This window comes from Caloramator mitchellensis, from assembly GCF_001440545.1.
Taxonomy (GTDB): domain Bacteria; phylum Bacillota; class Clostridia; order Clostridiales; family Caloramatoraceae; genus Caloramator; species Caloramator mitchellensis.
Genome location: NZ_LKHP01000002.1, coordinates 103,610 through 124,669 on the forward strand (window position 1 = coordinate 103,610; position 21,060 = coordinate 124,669).

22 protein-coding genes and 2 riboswitches are annotated in these 21,060 nt (G+C 33.5%); of the genes, 5 read left to right on the forward strand and 17 right to left on the reverse strand.

Annotated elements, in window-relative coordinates:
- Positions 1 to 8 precede the first annotated feature (8 nt).
- Complete coding sequence (locus ABG79_RS02100; protein ID WP_057976643.1) at positions 9 to 1,670, reverse strand: glycoside hydrolase family 13 protein; 1,662 nt, start codon at positions 1,668 to 1,670, stop codon at positions 9 to 11.
- Positions 1,671 to 1,681: 11 nt separating this feature from the next.
- Positions 1,682 to 1,867, reverse strand: coding sequence for a hypothetical protein (locus ABG79_RS02105; protein ID WP_057976645.1), 186 nt, complete (start codon positions 1,865 to 1,867; stop codon positions 1,682 to 1,684).
- Positions 1,868 to 2,034: 167 nt separating this feature from the next.
- On the opposite strand from ABG79_RS02105, the gene nadA reads away from it, so the two are divergent.
- From nadA to nadC, 3 genes are read left to right on the forward strand one after another with little or no spacing between them, the layout of a single operon-like run.
- Positions 2,035 to 2,937: a quinolinate synthase NadA gene (gene nadA / locus ABG79_RS02110; protein ID WP_057976647.1), complete on the forward strand. Its 903-nt coding sequence runs from the start codon at positions 2,035 to 2,037 to the stop codon at positions 2,935 to 2,937.
- A 4-nt stretch (positions 2,938 to 2,941) separates the two neighbouring features.
- Positions 2,942 to 4,237, forward strand: coding sequence for an L-aspartate oxidase (locus ABG79_RS02115; protein ID WP_057976650.1), 1,296 nt, complete (start codon positions 2,942 to 2,944; stop codon positions 4,235 to 4,237).
- Positions 4,218 to 5,045 carry a carboxylating nicotinate-nucleotide diphosphorylase gene (gene nadC / locus ABG79_RS02120; protein WP_057976652.1) on the forward strand — a complete coding sequence of 276 codons (828 nt, stop codon included), beginning with the start codon at positions 4,218 to 4,220 and terminating at the stop codon, positions 5,043 to 5,045. The genes ABG79_RS02115 and nadC overlap by 20 nt, the downstream gene beginning before the upstream one ends.
- 37 nt (positions 5,046 to 5,082) lie before the next feature.
- Here the strand turns inward: nadC and ABG79_RS02125 are convergent, their stop codons facing one another.
- The 6 genes from ABG79_RS02125 to ABG79_RS02150 all read right to left on the reverse strand — a co-directional run bounded on the left by ABG79_RS02125 (position 5,083) and on the right by ABG79_RS02150 (position 10,704).
- A complete protein-coding gene (locus ABG79_RS02125) occupies positions 5,083 to 5,265 on the reverse strand; it encodes an H-type small acid-soluble spore protein (protein WP_057976654.1) in 183 nt (60 codons plus the stop codon).
- A gap of 105 nt (positions 5,266 to 5,370) precedes the next feature.
- Positions 5,371 to 5,997: a thiamine phosphate synthase gene (thiE, locus tag ABG79_RS02130; protein ID WP_057976656.1), complete on the reverse strand. Its 627-nt coding sequence runs from the start codon at positions 5,995 to 5,997 to the stop codon at positions 5,371 to 5,373.
- Positions 5,984 to 6,790, reverse strand: a complete 807-nt coding sequence (gene thiM, locus ABG79_RS02135; protein ID WP_057976658.1) for a hydroxyethylthiazole kinase — start codon at positions 6,788 to 6,790, stop codon at positions 5,984 to 5,986. The genes thiE and thiM overlap by 14 nt, the downstream gene beginning before the upstream one ends.
- Positions 6,765 to 7,958 carry a putative hydroxymethylpyrimidine transporter CytX gene (gene cytX, locus ABG79_RS02140; protein ID WP_057976660.1) on the reverse strand — a complete coding sequence of 398 codons (1,194 nt, stop codon included), beginning with the start codon at positions 7,956 to 7,958 and terminating at the stop codon, positions 6,765 to 6,767. The genes thiM and cytX overlap by 26 nt, the downstream gene beginning before the upstream one ends.
- On the reverse strand, positions 7,948 to 8,751 hold the full coding sequence (gene thiD, locus ABG79_RS02145) for a bifunctional hydroxymethylpyrimidine kinase/phosphomethylpyrimidine kinase (protein WP_057976662.1): 804 nt from the start codon (positions 8,749 to 8,751) through the stop codon (positions 7,948 to 7,950). Before thiD ends, cytX begins: the two co-directional genes overlap by 11 nt.
- A 72-nt stretch (positions 8,752 to 8,823) precedes the next feature.
- A riboswitch (TPP riboswitch) is annotated at positions 8,824 to 8,935 on the reverse strand.
- Positions 8,936 to 9,105: 170 nt separating this feature from the next.
- Entirely contained in the window at positions 9,106 to 10,704 is a 1,599-nt protein-coding gene (locus ABG79_RS02150; protein ID WP_057976664.1) for a S41 family peptidase, read from the reverse strand.
- 281 nt (positions 10,705 to 10,985) lie between these two features.
- On the opposite strand from ABG79_RS02150, the gene ABG79_RS02155 reads away from it, so the two are divergent.
- Both ABG79_RS02155 and ABG79_RS02160 read left to right on the forward strand, forming a co-directional pair.
- Positions 10,986 to 11,285: a DUF2325 domain-containing protein gene (locus tag ABG79_RS02155; protein WP_057976666.1), complete on the forward strand. Its 300-nt coding sequence runs from the start codon at positions 10,986 to 10,988 to the stop codon at positions 11,283 to 11,285.
- Between the two features lie 2 nt (positions 11,286 to 11,287).
- Complete coding sequence (locus ABG79_RS02160) at positions 11,288 to 11,866, forward strand: DUF3793 family protein (protein WP_057976668.1); 579 nt, start codon at positions 11,288 to 11,290, stop codon at positions 11,864 to 11,866.
- Between the two features lie 93 nt (positions 11,867 to 11,959).
- Here the strand turns inward: ABG79_RS02160 and guaA are convergent, their stop codons facing one another.
- From guaA to ABG79_RS02205, 9 genes are all read right to left on the reverse strand, one after another.
- Entirely contained in the window at positions 11,960 to 13,492 is a 1,533-nt protein-coding gene (guaA, locus tag ABG79_RS02165; protein ID WP_057976669.1) for a glutamine-hydrolyzing GMP synthase, read from the reverse strand.
- A gap of 153 nt (positions 13,493 to 13,645) precedes the next feature.
- On the reverse strand, positions 13,646 to 15,097 hold the full coding sequence (gene guaB, locus ABG79_RS02170) for an IMP dehydrogenase (RefSeq protein ID WP_057976671.1): 1,452 nt from the start codon (positions 15,095 to 15,097) through the stop codon (positions 13,646 to 13,648).
- A gap of 111 nt (positions 15,098 to 15,208) precedes the next feature.
- Positions 15,209 to 15,310, reverse strand: a riboswitch (purine riboswitch).
- 58 nt (positions 15,311 to 15,368) lie between these two features.
- A complete protein-coding gene (gene hepT / locus ABG79_RS02175) occupies positions 15,369 to 15,791 on the reverse strand; it encodes a type VII toxin-antitoxin system HepT family RNase toxin (RefSeq protein ID WP_057976673.1) in 423 nt (140 codons plus the stop codon).
- On the reverse strand, positions 15,788 to 16,207 hold the full coding sequence (gene mntA / locus ABG79_RS02180) for a type VII toxin-antitoxin system MntA family adenylyltransferase antitoxin (RefSeq protein WP_057976676.1): 420 nt from the start codon (positions 16,205 to 16,207) through the stop codon (positions 15,788 to 15,790). The genes hepT and mntA overlap by 4 nt, the downstream gene beginning before the upstream one ends.
- Positions 16,208 to 16,239: 32 nt before the next feature.
- Positions 16,240 to 17,394, reverse strand: a complete 1,155-nt coding sequence (gene larC, locus ABG79_RS02185) for a nickel pincer cofactor biosynthesis protein LarC (RefSeq protein WP_057976678.1) — start codon at positions 17,392 to 17,394, stop codon at positions 16,240 to 16,242.
- The gene (gene larB, locus ABG79_RS02190) at positions 17,391 to 18,158 is read right to left on the reverse strand and encodes a nickel pincer cofactor biosynthesis protein LarB (protein ID WP_057976680.1); all 768 of its coding nucleotides are present in this window, start codon (positions 18,156 to 18,158) and stop codon (positions 17,391 to 17,393) included. Before larB ends, larC begins: the two co-directional genes overlap by 4 nt.
- A complete protein-coding gene (larE, locus tag ABG79_RS02195; protein WP_057977036.1) occupies positions 18,155 to 19,018 on the reverse strand; it encodes an ATP-dependent sacrificial sulfur transferase LarE in 864 nt (287 codons plus the stop codon). Before larE ends, larB begins: the two co-directional genes overlap by 4 nt.
- Positions 19,011 to 19,562, reverse strand: a complete 552-nt coding sequence (locus ABG79_RS02200) for a Uma2 family endonuclease (RefSeq protein WP_057976681.1) — start codon at positions 19,560 to 19,562, stop codon at positions 19,011 to 19,013. Before ABG79_RS02200 ends, larE begins: the two co-directional genes overlap by 8 nt.
- A 63-nt stretch (positions 19,563 to 19,625) precedes the next feature.
- Complete coding sequence (locus ABG79_RS02205; protein WP_057976683.1) at positions 19,626 to 20,888, reverse strand: Nramp family divalent metal transporter; 1,263 nt, start codon at positions 20,886 to 20,888, stop codon at positions 19,626 to 19,628.
- Between the last annotated feature and the right edge of the window lie 172 nt (positions 20,889 to 21,060).

Sequence of the window (21,060 nt, forward strand, 5' to 3'; positions counted from 1 at the left end):
CTTTTACATCAATATTTATACACCCTTGCCTCATAAGGCTTGAAAATAACCTTATCCTGCAAGCAATCTTTAACTTCATAATTGCCTATTAAAATTTCCATTTTACTTTCTATTAATTTCTTTGGTATTTCAATTTCAACTTCATCCTTTGAGAAATTCATTAAAACTAAAATATTTTGTCCTTCAAAGCTTCTTGTATAGGCAAATATCTTTTCATCATCCTCAAACAATAGATTTATATCCCCATATACAATAACAGGATACTTTTTTCTAAGTTCAATAAGCTTTTTATAATAATAAAAAACCGAGTTCTTATCCTCAAGAGCCTTTTTAACGTTTATCTCCTTATAATTAGGATTTACTTTAATCCAAGGAATTCCTTTTGTAAATCCTGCATTTTCTGTATCATCCCACTGCATTGGAGTTCTTGCGTTATCCCTTCCCTTTTTATAAATCGGCTCAAGAATCTCCTTTGGAGTTAAACCCTTTTCAAGCATTTCATTATACCAGTTTATTGTTTCAATATCTCTATAGTCATCGATACTATCAAATGCAACATTGGTCATTCCAATTTCTTCACCCTGATAAATATATGGCGTTCCCTGCCATGTGTGAATAAATGTTGCAAGTAGTTTGGCTGACTCTACCCTATATTCTTTATCGTTTCCAAACCTTGAAACAAGCCTTGGCTGGTCGTGGTTGTTAAGATAAACCGAATTCCAACCCTTTTCCTTAAGACCTTCATACCATTTATACATTATCCTCTTAAAATCAGTAAGTTTCCATGGCACAACATCCCATTTTCCGCCCTTTCCAGAGTCTATGTCCATAAGTTCAAATTGGAATATCATATTAAGCTCATTTCTATCATTATCAACATAAAGCCTTCCTATTTCAGGCGTGACTCCAGGAGTTTCTCCAACTGTCATGATATCATATTTAGATAAAACCTCTCTATTCATCTCCTGAAGGTATTCATGAACCCTTGGGCCATTAGCATAGTATTTAAACCCTACAAGCCCTTTGTTATCTTCATCATCAGGAAGCCCATCAACCTTTGAAATGAAATTTATAACGTCCATCCTGAACCCATCTATTCCCTTATCAAGCCACCACTTCATCATCTTGTATACTTCTTTTCTCAAGTTTTCGTTTTCCCAATTTAAATCCGGCTGTTTTACTGCAAACAAATGAAGATAGTATTCATCAGTATTTTCATCATACTCCCACGCAGAACCTGAAAAGAATGATGTCCAATTGTTTGGAGCATTTTCGCCTCTTCCTTTTCTCCATATGTAATAATCCCTATACGGGTTATCCTTTGATTTTCTCGATTCTATAAACCATATATGTTCATCTGATGAATGATTGACAACAAGGTCCATTATGATTTTAATCCCTCTTTTATGGGCTTCATCAAGAAGATTTTCAAAATCCTCCATAGTTCCAAACTCATCCATAATATCATAATAATCGCTTATATCATAGCCATTATCTGCATTAGGTGATTTGTAAATTGGATTCAGCCAGATGATATCCACCCCAAGCTCCTTAAGGTAATCGAGTTTTTGAATTATTCCCTTTAAATCTCCAATTCCATCCCCGTTTGAATCATAAAAACTTCTTGGATAAACCTGATATACAACGCCTTCCTTCCACCAATTACCCATAGTTAGCCTCCTTAGAAAAGATTATTCTTCTTTTTGTATTCATACTCTTTAAGTTCATCCCTCATAGCTCTTTTTAAGACATCCTCCATAGTAAAAAGGTTCTCTTCTATTGCCCTCTTTACTGCATGGTAAATTATAAAATAGGCTATAAACATGTTGCTTATTATAAAAGCTATTGTTAAAACAAAACCTCCCATACCATCACCCCAATCATTTTTACTCATAATACAATTATTTCATGCAAAGAATATATTGTAAATATAATAATTGCCCAAAGTTTTACAGCAAAATGTTAAGTAGTAAAGTTGTCAATTGAATGTAGCTAATTTATAATATTGTATATACAGTTGTAAAGGATGGTGTAATGATGATAGATAAAATCAAGAAATTAAAAGATGAAAGGGATGCCTTAATACTTGCCCACAATTATCAGATTCCAGAAGTCATCGATGTAGCTGACTATGTTGGAGACTCATTTTATCTTAGTCAGGTTGCAAAGGAATCAGATAAAAAGGTTATTGTATTTTGCGGTGTCCATTTTATGGCTGAAAGTGCAAAAATTCTTTCTCCTGAAAAAACAGTTCTTCTTCCTGTAAAGGATGCAGGATGCCCACTTGCCGAAATGGTGGATATAGACGAGCTTGAAAAGTTTAAGAAGCAACACCCTGACGCTGCCTTTGTTTGTTACATAAATACAAATGCTGATATAAAAGCCCTATGTGATGTAACCGTAACTTCATCCAATGCAGTAAAAATAATTAAGAAAATCCCAAACAAAAAAATTGTCTTTCTTCCTGATAAAAACTTAGGTGAATTCGTTAAAGAAAATGTTCCAGAAAAGGACATTATTCTTTGGGCTGGATTTTGCCCAACCCATAGAAGGATTTCAAAGGAAAATATAATATCAATGAAAAGAATTGTTCAAGATTTAGTTGTCCTCGCTCACCCAGAATGTGAAAAAGAAGTCAGGGAAATCGCCGACTTTGTAGGCAGCACAAAGGAAATAATTGATTATGCAACAAATACAAACTATACGAATTACCTGATTGCTACTGAAGAAGGCGTAATCCACTCTTTAAAGAAAATGAACCCAGATAAGAATTTTTATGTTCCTGGGCTATCAGCTACTTGTCCAAATATGAAAAAGACAAGGCTTGAGGACGTATATGAGAGCCTTCTTTTTATGAAGCATGAAATAAATATTGATGAAGATATAGCAGCTAAAGCAAGAAAAGCTTTAGAAAAAATGCTTGAATTAGCAAGGTGATATGATGAATATTGAATGCGACGTTCTTATAGTTGGAACAGGAATAGCAGGGCTTTATACTGCACTTAATTTGAGAGAAGATTTAAAAATAATACTTGTTTCAAAGTCAAAACTTACAGATACAAACACATACTTAGCTCAGGGAGGAATTGCTACAGCAAAGAATGTGGATGATATTCCTTTTTTTATAGAAGATACTCTAAGGGCTGGAAACTACAAAAACAAAATTGAGGCAGTAAATGTTCTTGCAACTGAATCAATTGATAATATTAATAAATTACTCCAGCTTGGAGTTGAATTTGACAGGTCTTGTGGTGTCCTTCTATATACAAAGGAAGGTGCCCATAGCACAAATAGAATAGTTCACCATAAAGATTACACCGGAAAAGCTGTCGCAGATTCTCTAATTAATAAAATTAAAAAGAAGAAGAATATAAATGTCTTTGAGGAAACAGTATTAGTTGATTTAATTGCTTCAGACAATAAATGTATAGGCGGAATATTTACTAAAGAAAATAAACAAATCAACATTTTTTCAAAGGAAACAGTTCTTGCAACAGGTGGAATTGGTGGTCTCTTTAAAAACTCAACAAATCAGAGAACCTTGACTGGAGATGGATTAGCTGTTGCAATTAAAAATGGTGTTAGAGTAAAAGATTTAGGATATATTCAGTTTCATCCAACTGCCCTATATGATAATAAGGATGACAGAAGATTCTTAATTTCTGAGAGCCTTAGAGGCGAAGGGGCTATCCTTTTAAATTCAAAAGGTGAAAGGTTTGTAGATGAGCTTTTGCCACGGGATGAAGTTTCAGCTAAGATATATGATGAGATAAAAAAAACTAATGTTCCGCACGTTTATCTTAGCGTAGCCCATTTAAATGATTCTTATGTTAAAAACAGATTCCCCAAAATATACTCCGAATGTTTAAAAAGAGGAATAGATATTACAAAGGATTATATTCCTGTTGCTCCTGCACAACATTATTTTATGGGTGGAATTGATGTGGATTTAAACTCAAAAACATCTATGAAAAATCTTTATGCAGTTGGCGAGGTAGCTTGCACAGGAGTTCATGGTGATAATCGCCTTGCAAGCAACTCTCTTTTAGAAGGATTGGTATTTTCTAAAAGAGCTGCTGAAAGCATAAATAAAGAGATTAATTCTATTGAAATCAATATATTTAACCCCAAAATAATATATGATTTTGAAAAAGCAAAGAGAGAAAATATAAATATTATTGTAGAAGAAATAAAGAAGAAGAGGTGGGATTTGAAGGATGAACTTATATACTATTGATAAAATAATTTTAGACGCTCTAAATGAAGATGTTACGTCCGAGGACTTAACTACTGAAGCTATAATTCCAAATGATTCAGTATCAGAGGCAAAACTTATAGCAAAGCAGGATGGGGTCATAGCAGGAATTTTTGTTTTTAAAAGGGTTTTTGAACTATTAGGCAGTGTTGAAGTAGAAACTTTATTTAACGATGGTGCAGCAGTAAAATATGGCGATGTAATATGCCGATTAAATGGAAATACAAAGAATATGCTGATTGGCGAAAGAACAGCACTAAACTTTATTCAAAGGATGTCCGGTATTTCCACCCTGACAAGTGAATTTGTTAAAAGAATAGAAGGAACAAAAGCAGTATTGCTTGATACAAGAAAAACAACTCCAAACCTTAGAATACTTGAAAAGTATGCAACAAGAATCGGCGGTGCTGTAAATCATAGATTTAATCTCTCCGATGGGATACTTATAAAGGATAACCACATAAAAGCTGCAGGAAGCATAACAAAAGCAGTTGAACTTGTAAGAAAGAGATATTCCAATTTAAAAAGAATTGAGGTTGAAACAGAAAGTTTGGACATGGTTAAAGAGGCACTGGATTGCAAGGCTGATATTATAATGCTTGATAATATGAATCTTGAATTAATCAAGCAGTCTGTTGAATTGATAAACGGCCGGGCTCTAATTGAAGTTTCAGGCAATGTAAATCTAGATACTGTTTCAGATATCGCGAAAACAGGAGTTGATTTTATCTCAACCGGTGCTATTACACATTCATATAAATCGATGGATTTAAGTTTGAGGATAATGTAAAAAGCAGCTGCCACAGCGTATTGCATGGCAGCTTTTTTTACCTTCCCGTCTCGTGCAGATCGTTAACCGATACCGTCAAATGCATTCCATTATCAAGCCTTCTTACCTTTGCAACATTACTAGGACCGTCAACATCTTCAATCCAAACAGGTTTATTTTCATACTGAACCTCTACTGTGTTTGTTGAATTTAATATCTGTTTTGCTCTGTTTTTATCCATAATCTCACCTCAAGGTTAGTATGTATCCTATTATTTTTTTTATACGGCTTTAGAGGTTTAATATTGCAATTGAATGAATTAATATTCTTAAAGTGTGCAACAGCTCTATTTTATCCAAATAAGCTTGGAGTTTATTTTTTCAGCAGCTTTTTTAATATCCTTCTGTCCTAATATACCAGATATTATAGCAGCACCATCACAAAGTCCATTCAGCTTTTCTATGTTGCCTTCATTTATTCCGCCTATTGCAACAACTGGAATGCTGTATTTTTCTCTTATCTCCCTTAAAAGTTCTATCCCAGTAAAGTTTGCATCCTTTTTTGTGACTGTCGGAAATACTGCTCCAACTCCTAAATAATCTGCACCGTCCTCAATTGCCCTTTTAGCCTCTTCTAAATTTGTTACAGACACACCGAGTATTTTAGCATCGCCAATTATTTTTCTTACTACCTTTACAGGAAGGTCTTCTTGTCCAACATGAACTCCATCTGCATCAATTGCAAGTGCTATATCCACTCTATCGTTTATTATAAGAGGAACATCATATTTTTCAGTCAGCTTTTTAGCATCTAATGCCAAATCATAAAACTCCAGGGATGATATTTTCTTTTCCCTTAGCTGCAGTATGCTTACGCCTCCTTTTAGTGCCTCTTCAATACACTCTAAAAAGCTGCGGTTTCCTATTACATCCCTATCAGTTACAAGGTATAATTTGTAATTAACATTCTTCAACCTTTCCACCTTCTTTTAATCTATCTTCATTTATATTAAATATTTCATCAAAAAGCCTCACTTTAAATGTTCCTATATTATCGCCTGATTCCTTATATGCCCTTTCTCCAGCAAGTCCCATAATTAGATATGCTGCAGTTGAAGATGTTAGACCGTCGCATCCTGCTCCTAAAAAGCAGCCTGTTAAGGATGTAACCATGCAACCTGTCCCTGTAACCCTTGTTAATATGCTGTTACCATTAAAAACCTTAACTACTCTTTCCCCATCGCTTATTACATCAACTTCTCCTGAAATCCCAACTGTGCAGTTGAATTTCTTTGCAGCTAATATCGCTACATCTTCAGCATCATCCATTTTTTCTGTTGAATCAACACCTTTAGTGTTTCCTGACAAACCTAAAAGTGATTTTATTTCTGACATGTTGCCTCTTAATACCCTCACCTTAACTTCCTGTAAAATTTTAAGGGAAGTTCCAGTTCTTAACTTTGTTGCACCAGCTCCAACTGGGTCTAAAACTACTGGAATATTTAATTTATTAGCTTCTTTGCCTAAATAAATCATCGATTCAACAGTTCTTTTGTTTAAAGTTCCAATGTTTAAAACAAGTGAGTTTGCAATTTTAATTAAATCCAGAATATCCTCAATTTCATCGCTCATAACAGGCGATGCCCCAATTGCAAGAGTTATGTTGGCACAATCGTTTACTGAAACATAGTTTGTTATGTGATGAACAAGTGGGCTTTTTTCTCTAATCTTTGATAATCCATCACATGCTTTCTTTAACATTTCCATAGACTACCCCTCCTATTTTCTTAAGTATTATCGAAACAAATGAAGTTAGTATCATAACTGGGACTGTAACTCCCAAAGCAGTCCCTTTATCCTTTATCATCATGTAAAATACAAAGCCTAAAATAAAGCTTATAAATGAGATTATATAATCTTTATTTTTATTTTGTATCTTAAGTATAAAATAATCGCTTATTAAAACTGCAAAAAGTGGTGAGAAAATTGCCCCAATTAAATATAAGAAGCTTTCATATTGCTCCATTTTGAAAAACATTGCAAATAATATACTTACTATTACCACAAGTATCGTAGTTTTTCTCCTATTAAATAATTTAATATTTAAAACAGATATAGTCGCTGAATAAACATCAAGGAAGGTTGTTGTTACAGTTGATAATACAACTATCAAAAGTGCTACAACACCAAAGTTTCCTTTTATAAGGACACTTATAATGTCTATTTCATTAAATTTTATTGCACAAATAAGCCCAACTATATACATAAAGCTGCTTCCAATAAAATATCCTGCAAAACTTCCTAAGAAGGATGACTTCTTATCCTTTGCAAATTTAGTATAATCAGAAATAAGAGGAAGCCATGAGATTGGCATTACTGCACTTAATTCAATTGCTGCACCAAAACTCATTCCATCGCTGTTTACACTTAAAACACCATCCTTTCTTATTAAAGCGAATATCATTAAAACAGAAAGAATTATAAGCGAAATAACTGATATATTGTTTATATATTCATACTTTCCAACACCATACTCTGCCCATATGTAAACTAGGATGCCTACAAGCACTACCCACAAATTAAAGTTTTCAAATCCAAAGATACTCCTACTTATCTGGTTTAATCCATTTGATGCAGTAATAAGCATAATTGCTGTCCATCCGACAAGCTGAATAAGGTTTAAAAATGAAAATATATATCTACCATATTGTCCAAACGATATTCCTATTGTCTCCATAGCAGTCATGTCCTTTTCTTGTCCAATTATCCCTGTAATGCCTAAAATCGAGCATCCAATCAAATGTCCGATGAGAACTGCAAGAATTCCCTTTTTCATTCCTAATGGTCCTAAATAAGCCCCGGCCATTATTTCTGCGACGGATACTGCAGCACCAAACCACAGAAAGAAAAAATAGAAATAATTCTTATTTTTCATTTTGTTTTCCTCCTCTAAAAGCATATAAATGGTCAACAGGCCCTACTCCATGCCCAATGCTAAACGAATTTTCAATTGCCCTTTGAATATACTCTTTGCTGTTTTTTATTGCATCAGGGACTGGATATCCTAAGGCTAAATTTGATGCAATTGCAGAAGATAAAGTGCAGCCTGTTCCATGGGTATTTATAGTGTTTATCCTTTGTCCTTTAAAGTAGTAAAACTCTTTCCCATCAAAAAGAACATCTATTGCGTCATCATCAAGATGACCTCCCTTTACAAGAACGTTTTTTGCACCTAATTTATGTATCCTTTGACAAGCTTCCTTCATTTCATTTATATTTTTTATTTCCATATCAGCAAGTAAACTTGCTTCATGAATATTAGGGGTTATTATTGTGCAAACAGGGATTAAATCTTGAATTAATGTCTCTATTGCTTCATACTTTAAAAGCTTAAAACCACTTTTTGAAATCATAACAGGGTCAAGAACTACATTTATGGCTCCATATTTTTTTAAACTTTGTGATACTGTCTTAATAATTTCACTGCTCGATAGCATTCCAATCTTTACAGCGTCAACTTTAATATCTTCAAAAACAACTTTGATTTGTAGCTCTATAAAGTCCCTTGGCATGTCTAATGCTCCAAATACGCCCTGAGTGTTTTGGGCAGTAACAGAAGTTACAACGCTCATCCCATAAACAAGATGAGCTGAAAAAGTTTTTAAATCAGCCTGAATCCCTGCACCGCCACAGCTGTCTGAACCAGCAATTGTCAATACCTTTTTCATTATTACACCTCCAAAAAGTTAAACCACCCAGATAGGGTGGTTCATCAAAAAAAGCCATTCCTGTGGGAATGGCTAAATTTCTCCCCACATCCCTACGCTGGCATTACCCAGATCAGGTTAAAGGGTCTAAGGTTAATTGGACCTTACTCTCAGATGGCCTTTTCCATCTCCCCTTGTGGTTTATTATTCGATTGTTTCTATTTTGATTATAATTCAATTCTCATTTGACTGCAATAAAAAATTCACTTAATTATATTTTGATATCCTTCTTTGTATATATAATTCTTCTAATTTATACAATATTATCTTAGACCATATAAAATACACGGTAGTTTTTTAGTGTAAAACTCTATATTAACTTATCATATTTATAACATTGTTCAGAAGCTCATCATATGGGTTAATTATTTCATTATTATTTTGCCTATACTCATCATATTTAATAAAATACTCTATTGTCTTCTCAACGTATATGTCCGGCTGAGTGTGATATTCCTCATTTGAAGTTCCATCTGGATTTAATCCCATCTCTATAGGGAATCTAATTATAAGACCGCTATTAGGTAAAGCTAAAAGTCCAGGATCCATCCCTATGCCATCGCCTCCAGTTGTAGTTCCAACAAGGGTTGCAAATCCCGTTGCCTTACAAAATGCAGCAAAAGCTTCAGCTGATGAATATACATAATCATCAACAAGTAAATATATTTTCCCATTGAATCCTACAGATTTTCCAGGCCTAATTTCTGTTGTCGAATCAATAAAACCCGAAAAAAGTCTCATTGTTTCTTCTGGATAATTTAAACCTTTTGGTAGTTTTTCAATAGGCTTTGTAAAAATACCCCTTGTCTTCAAAAATGGTTTCATCTCATCTCCATTTCTAAATAAAGCATAAAATTGTGCTGATATTTTTTTCTCAATTAGTGGAGGAACAATATTTTTTCTATAATAATCTTCACTGCCTCCTCCATTGCCACGAATATCAATAATAAGGTATGGATAATCCTTTATGCTTTTTAAAAATGAATATATCCCTTCTCTATCCTTATCAACATAATCATATGAGAACGACCAAATTTTTAAATAGGCTAATTTATCCTTTTCTATTATTTTAGTTTCGTATACTTTCTCTAAATTTGCACTATATCTTGTATCCCAATTAAAATCAAGAGCATATAATTCCTTTGTTAATATCTTTCCATCCATTGTCTTAAGCTCAAGTTTAAGAGGTTTATCTTCTTTACTATAAAGAACTAAATCTTTAACCATCAATTTTTTTCTTTTAAAATCATAAGTTAAATAAAGCCTATTCATATTAGAAAGAATATAATCATCAACTGAAATATCATTAACTCTATTAAGGATTGAATACTTGGGAATATCATGTTTTTTAAAGCTGTCTTCATCTCCCAAATTTCTATAAGCTATATACTTTCCTTCTACATATTTAAACGAAATTGGAATTACTTTTTTCGAATTTTTAATTATCTTATTCCACTCGGAATATTTTCCCTCCACGTTTTTATTAGTCAAAATTTGTCTCCATGCAGTATTATACAATCCCTTATAAGCATCTTTATAGTAATTATAGGCAGAGGGCTCCAATATATTAGTATGAGCATTTTGCAAAAGGCATAATATTTCCTCAACAGCATTATAAAATTCAATATTGTTCTTGGACTTTAAAACCATCTTATCAAAATCCTCTTTATGTTTAAGCCAGTCATATCCTGTCTTTCTTTTTGAAACTTCTAAATAAGGATAATTATTTTTTATTGCATTATACAAATAATCAAGATCTTCTAATTTTTCTTTAGAAGATAATTCTTTTAAATCAGAACTTGATACTTTTAATTTAACAGTAGTTATGTTCTTATATAATAACAATTGAAAAAACACGAACAGTGTAACAGCCACTGCAATTAAATAGACAATCCTCACTTTCTTCCTTCTCAATCCCATCACCCCTAAACAATTAAATACTTTGGAGATATATATTGGTATTTAATGATAACCTTAAAAAACTAAATATAAGATATATTTTTTCTATATTTTACCACAAAAAAAATTATCGTTGCACTAAAAATTTGTTTACAAACATTTTCAGGTAAAAATTTAGATAAAATTGAAACATAATTCAATTTAAATTCAACTTATAGAATTAAACACTTGACATGAGGGCGGATATTTAATTAAAATGATATTGATAATTATTTTCATTATCTGGAGGATAAATTATGTCTGCATTAATAATAGGTGGAGATAAAGTGCAAACTATTATAAAAGGACTAAGAAATAAAGGTTTTAATGAAATAAAGCATATAAGCGGAAGAAAACCATGTGAAAAAGTAATTACTTCTCTTTTAAAGCTTGATAAATATGATATTATTTTGGTCTTAACAGATTATGTAAATCATTGCTTATGCACAAACTTAAAAAACAAAACTTGTAAATGTAAAAATTGCAATGTAATTTATTGCAAACGTTCATGGCCTTTAATAGAAGAAAAACTAACATCATTTTCTTTGGAGGTATGATAATGTTTATTACTCATGTATTTGAATCTATTAAAATTACAAATGACTATAAATTGTATACCCTAAGCCAAATACTATATCATGCTGCACCTACTATTTTTTCAGATAAGCCGTCAACAATCATTAATTTCAACAATATAGAAAATTCCTTTTATGCCATTTTGCCTTCTGTTAAACTTGAACTATTCAAAAAATACCATCTGCTTTCGTTTGAACTTCTTAGAAAGGATAATAGATGCGTTATTTTATTTTATAAAAAAGATTTATTACTTAATGCCTTCAATAATAATATAAACTTCTTAACTGCATTTGGGTTTGACCGAAATATGAAATTAAGTGATGTTTTTTCTCTGCTTAAACAAAAATTTTCATACCGTTGTCCCCATGAAATCGGTATTTTCTTAGGTATTCCTAAAGAAGATGTAATGGCTTTTATTTCAAACAACATTCCTTGCAAATTTTGTGGTTATTGGAAAGTATATTATGATGTTGAGCAGGCAAAAGAAATATTCCTGAAATATGATGAAGCTAAACTAATAGCAATTAATTATATTGAAAATAGTTTGATTTATAGCTCGTAACTTCTTATTAATCTAATATCTATTTATTAAATAATTGAATGGTATCATATCCTTATAAAGTCGTAAAAAACTAAGTGCAGCAATTGCTGCACTTTATTCCCACTCAATCGTTGCAGGTGGTTTACTTGTTATATCATATACAACCCTGTTAACTCCTTTTACTTCATTAACAATCCTTGATGATGCCTTTGCAAGAACATCATATGGTATTCTAAACCAGTCGGAGGTCATTCCATCAACGCTCTCCACTGCTCTTAATGCAATTGTATAGGCATAGGTTCTTTCATCACCCATTACACCAACGCTCTTTATGTCAGGCAGCACAGCAAAATACTGCCAGATTTCCTTGTCAAGGTCTGCCCTCTTTATCTCTTCTCTGAAAATAAAATCTGCTTGTCTTAGTATATTCAGCTTATCCTCTGTAATCTCACCTAAAACCCTGATAGCAAGCCCTGGTCCTGGGAATGGCTGCCTTGAAACCAATTCTTCTGGTATTCCAAGTTTTCTTCCAACTTCTCTTACTTCATCTTTAAAAAGCTCCCTTAGAGGCTCTATTAGTTTAAATTTTAAATCTTCTGGGAGCCCTCCAACATTATGATGGCTCTTTATAGTTGCTGAAGTTTTTGTTCCACTTTCGACTACATCAGGATAAATGGTTCCTTGTACTAAAAATTCAGCATCCTTTATCTTTTTTGCTTCTTCTTCAAAAACCCTTATGAATTCTTCTCCTATTATCTTTCTCTTTTTTTCAGGGTCAGAAATCCCCTTTAACTTTCCTAAAAATCTTTCCCTTGCATTGACCATAATAAGATTCATATTAAACTTTTCTCTAAATGTATTGTAAACTTCTTCTGCTTCGTTTAATCTTAAAAGTCCATGGTCTACAAATATGCAAGTCAAGTTATCTTTTATTGCTTTATGCACCAAAACTGCTGCAACAGAAGAATCTACTCCGCCTGAAAGAGCACAAATGGCCTTCTTGTCTCCTACAAATTCTCTTATTTCATTTATCTTATCATCTGCAAAGGAAGACATATTCCAATTGCCGCTTACTTTACAAACTTCAAACAGGAAATTTCTTATAATCTCCTTGCCATACTGGGAATGATGAACCTCTGGGTGGAACTGAAGCCCATATATTTTTCTTTCCTCGTCAGCCATACCAGCTATTTGGCAGCTTTCGCTTGATGCTATTATTTTAAACCCTTCAGGAAGCTTTACAATCTGGTCTGTATGGCTCATCCAGCATATACTTTCCTTTTTAGTTCCCTTAAATATTAAAGATGCCGTATCAAAATTTATAAGGGTGTTGCCATATTCCCTGACTTCAGCCCTATCTACTCTTCCGCCAAGACTCTGGGCAATTAGCTGGTCGCCATAGCATATGCCTAATATTGGAATATTCAATTTGAATATTTCTTCATCAACCCTTGGTGCTCCCTCTTCATATACGCTGTTAGGTCCACCTGAAAATATTATACCCATAGGATTATTTTTCTTTATTCTATCAACTGCTTCGTCGTATGGAATTATTTCGCAATAGACGTTGTTTTCCCTTACTCTCCTTGCTATAAGCTGGGCATACTGTCCTCCGAAATCGACTATATAAATCAATTCTTTTTCCATATAATCCTCCATTTAAATATTTTTTGAAGTATCTTTTGATTATTAAGCATAATACTTTTATACATTTATAAAATAAACTTTAAAATAAATATCATTTATTCTTGTCCTAATTGTCAAACAACTCAAGAAGTCAAGAAATCAAGTGAATGTCACTCATAGGGATGTATAGTTAGGTGATTCTTTAGTAATTTGTATGTCGTGTGGGTGGCTCTCTTTTAGTCCTGCTGAGGTTTGGACAACAAAAACTGCTTTTTCGTATAGCTCTTTTAAATTCTTAGCACCGCAGTAGCCCATACCAGCCTTAAGGCCGCCTATTAGCTGATAAATTGTGTCACTTACTGGTCCTTTATAGGCTACTCTTCCTTCTACTCCCTCTGGCACAAGTTTTTTGCTATCCTCCTGGAAGTATCTGTCCTTGCTTCCTTTTTGCATAGCTCCTAATGAGCCCATACCCCTATAAACCTTGTATCTTCTTCCCTGATATATTTCTTCATCTCCTGGGCTTTCGGCACAGCCTGCAAGAAGGGAGCCAAGCATAACAACACTTGCACCTGCAGCAAGTGCTTTGACTATATCCCCTGAGTATTTAATTCCTCCATCCGCAATTATAGGAACACCAAACTTTCTCGCTTCCTCAACGCAGTCCATAACAGCAGATAGTTGTGGAACTCCAACGCCTGCTACAACTCTTGTAGTGCAGATTGACCCAGGCCCTATCCCTACCTTAACGCAGTCAGCACCTGCATGGATTAAGTCCCTCGTAGCGTCCGCCGTTGCAACATTTCCTGCTATAATTTGCATCTCAGGGAATTTATTCTTAATCGTCTTAACCGCCTCTAAAACTCCCATTGAATGTCCGTGAGCAGTATCTATTACTAAAACATCTACGCCTGCTTCATAAAGTGCCTTTGCTCTATCAAGCATATCCTTTGATACTCCAACTGCTGCACCAACTAATAATCTTCCCTTTTCATCCTTTGCAGCATTTGGGAATTTTTCCGTCTTTTCTATATCCTTAATAGTTATAAGTCCCTTTAGATTAAATTCTTCATCTACAAGCGGAAGCTTTTCAATTTTATGTCTTCTAAGTATTTCTTCTGCCTCCTTCATGCTTGTTCCAACAGGAGCTGTAATTAAATTTTCCTTTGTCATTACATCCTTTATTTTTCTTGAAAAATCCTTTTCAAATCTTATATCTCGGTTTGTGATTATTCCAACAAGCTTTTTATCCACAACAATTGGGACACCCGATATTCTATATCTTGCCATAAGGTTGTCTGCATCTTGAATTGTATCGTCTGGTGATAAGTAAAATGGATCTGTAATAACCCCATGCTCTGAACGCTTAACCTTATCAACCTCAAGGGCTTGTTCTTCTATAGACATGTTTTTATGAATTATTCCAATGCCGCCTTCCCTTGCCATTGCAACCGCCATTTTTGCCTCAGTAACAGTGTCCATTCCTGCACTCATTATTGGTATGTTTAGTTTAATCTTTTTCGTCAGATATGTCGATGTTTCAACATCCTTTGGTAAAACCTCTGATTTCTGTGGAACTAATAAACAATCATCAAATGTATATGCCTGTTTTAAAACTATTGCCATAATATCCCCCTTTTCTTAGGTTAAATATTTACTTTATTAGCATAACTATAAAAAATTTATTTTATACAAGCAAAAAGGCATACTACGAGTAAAGCGTAGTATGCCAAAAAAAGCATATTAAGCCTTACTCATAGTCAGGTGGTTTACGGCCACCCGGTAGAGACTCCAAAGCCACATCCTTCGGATTATATGAGTAGGTTCGTGTCAAAATTTATCGTTTTTTAGTATTATATACTTAATAAGTAGCTTCGTCAATAAGTTAACTATAAAATTATATATTTATTGCTATATTCTCAATAAATCTTTTTATATCATCGGTATTATTAATTAAAATACCATAAATTGTTTCATCGTCGATATCTATATACATATGAACAATTCTATTCCTGAATTTTGCCATCAAAAAGTATTTTTCTATGTCTTTTTTATCTATTATCCCTTTATTGCTTAATATCTCAAATGAATCCCTGTTAGTTTCAACTTTTCCCCATCTATTTCTTGCTATAATATGATTTGCTATATCAAGCATTGCTTCTATTGATGTCTGCAGCAGATATTTTGCACTATCAATATTTCTGAAATCTTTTAGAAATTCATCTTTTGATAATCTCTTAAGTTCATTAATTTTCCTTAAATTATCTTCAACAAAAATAATCTTTTGCTTTATTTTTTCGAAATCAATATTTAAAATCATGAACTTACACCTCGATTTTTAAAACTATAAAAATAATCTTTATTAAATGAATCAATAAAATACTTTTCATCTCTGTATTTTCTATAAACATATTCAACAAAATCGCTTAATTTATTATAATCCCTTACAAAAAGCTCTCTTCCTTCATTTACCGCTATAATTTGAAGAGCTGTAGGTGCCTTTATCAAATTCACCAGATCGACTTCGTCAAAACTAAGTATTTCTGAAATTTTAGCAACTATTTTCGTTTCTTCAAAAAAGTCTATATCTTTTTCGAAAAGGACAGCAAAATCGATGTCGCTTTCCTCTCGCTGATATTCAGTTCCATAAGAACCTATTAGGTATACTGCCAATATATTTTTATCTCTTTCAAAATACTCAATTAAATTTGGAATTTTTTCCTCTATGCTAAACATAAAATCACTCCTTAGGTGCCAGGCACTTAAGATTAAGATTTAACATTTTTTAAATGAAAATATACTTCCTTCAATGGGATATTTTTTTCAATAGCGATTCTTTTCAGGTCTTCAAATTCAAAGGACTCGTTTACAACTTCATCGTTTAGCTTTGAAATTTTAATTTTAATGTCGCCCAAATCAGTCCTTACATTTTTAAATTCTCTTTCAAGCTCATATCTTTTTATGTTAAATTTTCTAATTCCAATGGTCGTTGTTTCTTTGAATAAAGTTTCAATAATTGACTTTTCATTGTTAGACTTTGTCAAAACAGAAATCACAATTCCTGGTCTGTTTTTTTTCATATAAACAGGTGTTAAATATACATCAAGTGCACCTTTTTCAAATAATTTATCCATAACATATCCATAAAATTGTGGATTCATATCATCTATTGTTGTTTCAAGCAAAACAACCTCTTCTCTATCCTCTTCGCCAAGCATAACCCTCAAAACGTTAGGCTTATCGCTGTTTTTCTTCCCGCAACCGTATCCTACAACCTTTACCTTCATATTAAAACTTTCAACAAACTCATCACAGAGCCCCTTTAATATTGCTGCACCTGTTGGAGTTGTAAGTTCAAATTTTCTATCATCGCAATATATAGGAACATCCCTAAGTATATTTATTGTAGCAGGTGCGGGAACTGGCAGGATTCCATGCTGGCATTTAACAAATCCGCTCCCTGTATTAACATATGAAGAAACTATCCTCGCAGGCTTTAGGTAGTCTATACAAATTGCCACCCCAACAATATCGACTATCGAATCAACTGCTCCCACCTCATGGAAATGAACCTCTTCGATTGTCTTGCCATGAACCTTTGCCTCTGCCTCTGCAACAATCCTGAATATTTTATTTGCAATATTCTTTGTATTTTCGTTTAAGCTGCTATTATCTATCAGCTTCTTTATATCAAAATAATTTCTTCCGTGGTGATGTATATGCTCTTCCTTTATATGAACGTAAAAGTCTGTTCCTTCTATTCCATTTTTTATGCTCTTTTTAATTTCAATATCATACTCATCATCTAAGTCTAACTTTTTAAGGTTTTCAATCAAGTATTCCTTAGGAACTCCAACATCTAAAAGTGCCCCAACAGCCATGTCACCGCTTATTCCTGAAAAGCAATCAAAGTAAAGTATCATCTTTCTCCTCCGTTCTTTGTAAAACCTTTGTTTATCATTGATGCCAAATAACCTGCCCCAAAACCATTGTCTATGTTAACTACAGAAATTCCCGCTGCACAGGAGTTTAGCATTGTTAATAATGCCGACAATCCATTGAAATTTGCACCATAACCTACGCTTGTTGGAACTGCAATAACAGGAACATCCACCAGCCCTGCAACAACTGATGGAAGAGCCCCCTCCATTCCTGCAACAGCTACAATGCAGTTAGCATCCCTGATTTTATCTAAATTTAAAAACAACCTATGTATTCCTGCAACACCAACATCATATACTCTTTCTACATTATTGCCGAAAGCCTCCAAAGTAATTGCAGCTTCCTCAGCAACTTTTATATCAGCTGTTCCTCCAGTTACTACAGCAACCTTTCCAACCTTTTCAACATCCTTTGGATTTATTATGCAAATTCTTGCAATTTTATTGTATATCATATTTTCCGAAATATCTTTAATATTTTCAAATACTTCCTCACTCATCCTTGTCGCAAGAATATTCGCATCCCTATTTAACATATCTATCAAAATTCTTCTTAAATGCTCTATATCCTTACCTTCAGTAAACACAACTTCGGGGTAGCCAACCCTTAAGGCTCTATGGTAATCAAGTTTTGCAAAATGCAAGTCCTTGTAAGGTATATCCTTTAATGAATTTACAGCGTCATCAATTTCTATTATTCCATCCTTTACATCACTTAAAATTTTCTTTAAATCGTCCCTGTTCATCCTTTTACCCCCAAGTTTAAACTGCCTGTTTTATAACCCGTCAAATCAAGGCTTACATACTTAAATCCCAATTCCTTTAATTTATTTTCTACATCTTCGATTAAATTCATGTTGAAAAACTTTGGAATTTCTGATTTTGGAACTTCAATTCTTGCAATATCTCCATGACATCTTACTCTTACGTTCTTAAATCCTTTTTCTATCAAATAAATTTCCGCCATATCTATCATCTTAAGCTTAATCTTATTAACCTCTTCATTGTATGGTATCCTTGTTGCAAGGCATGCATAGGATGGCTTGTCATAAAATTTAAGCCCCATCTTTCTTGCAATTTCTCTTATATCCTGTTTAGTTAATCCCGCCATTAATAGAGGACTTTTGACACCAAGTTCCTCGACTGCCTTAAGACCAGGTCTGTAATCCTTTAAGTCATCCGCATTTGTTCCATCTACAACATAATTTATTCCACTTTCATTTGCAAAGGAAACAAGCCTTGAAAAAACCGCCTTCTTACAAATATAGCACCTGTCTATTGGATTATACTTGAACTCCTCTACATCCAAAAGAGGGTCATACTCAATTTCAACATGTTCCACACCTATTTCTTTAGCAAATTCCCTTGCCTCATTTATCTCCCACGACGGATAAATATATGAAACAGCAGTCCCCGCTACGGCTCTGTTTCCTAACACATCATGAGCAACCTTTAAAAGAAAAGAACTATCTATGCCACCTGAAAGTGCAACCATAACACTTCCCATGTCCTTTAATATATCTTTTAATCTTTGCAATTTTTCATTGGTTTCCACATCAATTCCCCTTTCTATTATAAAAAAACCCCTAAAGGGGGTATTAATCATAAATCTCATTTAATTTCATTTCGACATTATCAAAACAGGACGATTTTACCAGGTCGTCCTTTGAAAATGTAGCATACTCAAAATATACGCCATCCTGCAAAACAAAAACTTGTATAGTTTTACTTTTAGGACTTGCAATCCAGTATTCCCCTACACCAAAACGTGCATACAAATCCATTTTTCGTATATAGTCAAAAGATGCATTTGAAGGAGATAAAACTTCTACAATAAGCTTTGGAACTCCCCGATAATTATCTTTTGTCAATTTTGATTTATCGCAAATGACTGCGATATCAGGTTGAACAACATGCTTTTCGTTTGTAGCTTCATTTTCAAATATGACATCATACGGAGCAATTAATGGCTCGCACTCTCTTTCGGAAAATAAATCTAAAAACTTTGCAAACAACCTTCCTACAGTTCTTTGATGTTCTGTAGATGGAGAGGTCCATAAATAAATTTCACCATCTATAAGTTCTGCCCTCTTGTCCTTTGTTATTTCAAGAAATTCTTGGTAAGTATACTTCTTTGGTGTAGGTAACATAAAACCAACCCCTAATCTTTTCTCCTAATCTAATTATATTTTATTTTTAAATATTTACAATAATCATATTGAGCTTAGAAGCAGCATTATGTTCAGAATAGAAACTATTATTCCTATAATCCAAAGCACAATCTTAGAAGAAGGTCTATTTGCATAACTTTTCATCACTTTTTTTGACGATGTAAGGCTAATTAGTAAAAATATTGTTACTGGTAGCTGAATACTTAAAAGCATTTGTGATATTACAAGCCCCTTAAATGGGTTGCTAATAAGGAAAATTATTAAGAGTGCCCCAATTAAAGTTAATCCCACGCCAACCTTTGTGTGGCTGTCGTGAATATCATAGGGTTCATTGAATATACCAGCATATATAGAACCACCTGCCATTCCAGCAGTTATGCTTGAAGATATTCCGGCAAACAAAAGTGCAATTGCAAATATTAATGATGCTGCATTTCCAAGCAATGGCCTTAACATACTCTGTGCCTGTTCGAGCTCTGTTACCACGATACCATTCTTAAAAAATGTTGATGCAGCAACCAGTATCATCGCGCTGTTTATTGCCCATCCAATGAGCATTGAAAAAAGTGTATCCATAAATTCAAACTTGAGCTGTTTTTCCATAACTTTTTCATCCTCTAAGTTCCATTGACGGCTTTGAATAATTTCAGAATGCAAAAACAAATTATGTGGCATAACAACAGCACCAAGAACGCTCATAATGATTGGCATTGAACCCTCTGGAAAAGAAGGAGTAATCCATCCTGCAAGTGCCTTCCCCCACTCAATGTCCGCAAGTGTTAGTTCAAATATAAATGAAAGTCCAATTATTGAAACAAATCCAATAATCCACTTCTCAATTTTTTTGTATGAATTTGAATAAAGCATATAGCTTACAAGCAATGTAATCATTATCGCTCCAGCTTTTATTGGTATTTTAAACAACATATTAAGCGCTATCGCCCCGCCTAAAATTTCAGCAAGTGCAGTTGAAATAGCTGCTAATATTGCACTGAATAATACAAATCTGCTTGTTATTGGGCTTAAATGTTCAGTTGCAGCTTCAGATAAACATTTTCCCGTTACAATTCCAAGGTGAGCTGCATTGTGTTGAAGAACAATAAGCATAATTGTTGATAAAGTAACCATCCACAAAAGCTTATATCCGTAATCGGCACCGGCTGCTACATTTGATGCCCAATTACCCGGATCAATAAATCCTACCGTTACCAAAAGGCCTGGTCCTATATATTTAAAAAAATCCCTTGCCATAAGATTTGGAGTATGCCCTCCCGCAAAGTGCTCCTTGAAAAACTTCTTTATCATGCCATCACCTCTTTAACCTTTGTATTTATTATATAATAATTATATAATAATAATTTTCCTTTTTAAATAGGAGTTTTACAAGCTTTTGGAAAATTATACTTAATAATGTTTTATTTAAGTTGCCCCATGATATGATTTCAAATTAACATATTTCATGAACCTTAGCCTAGGT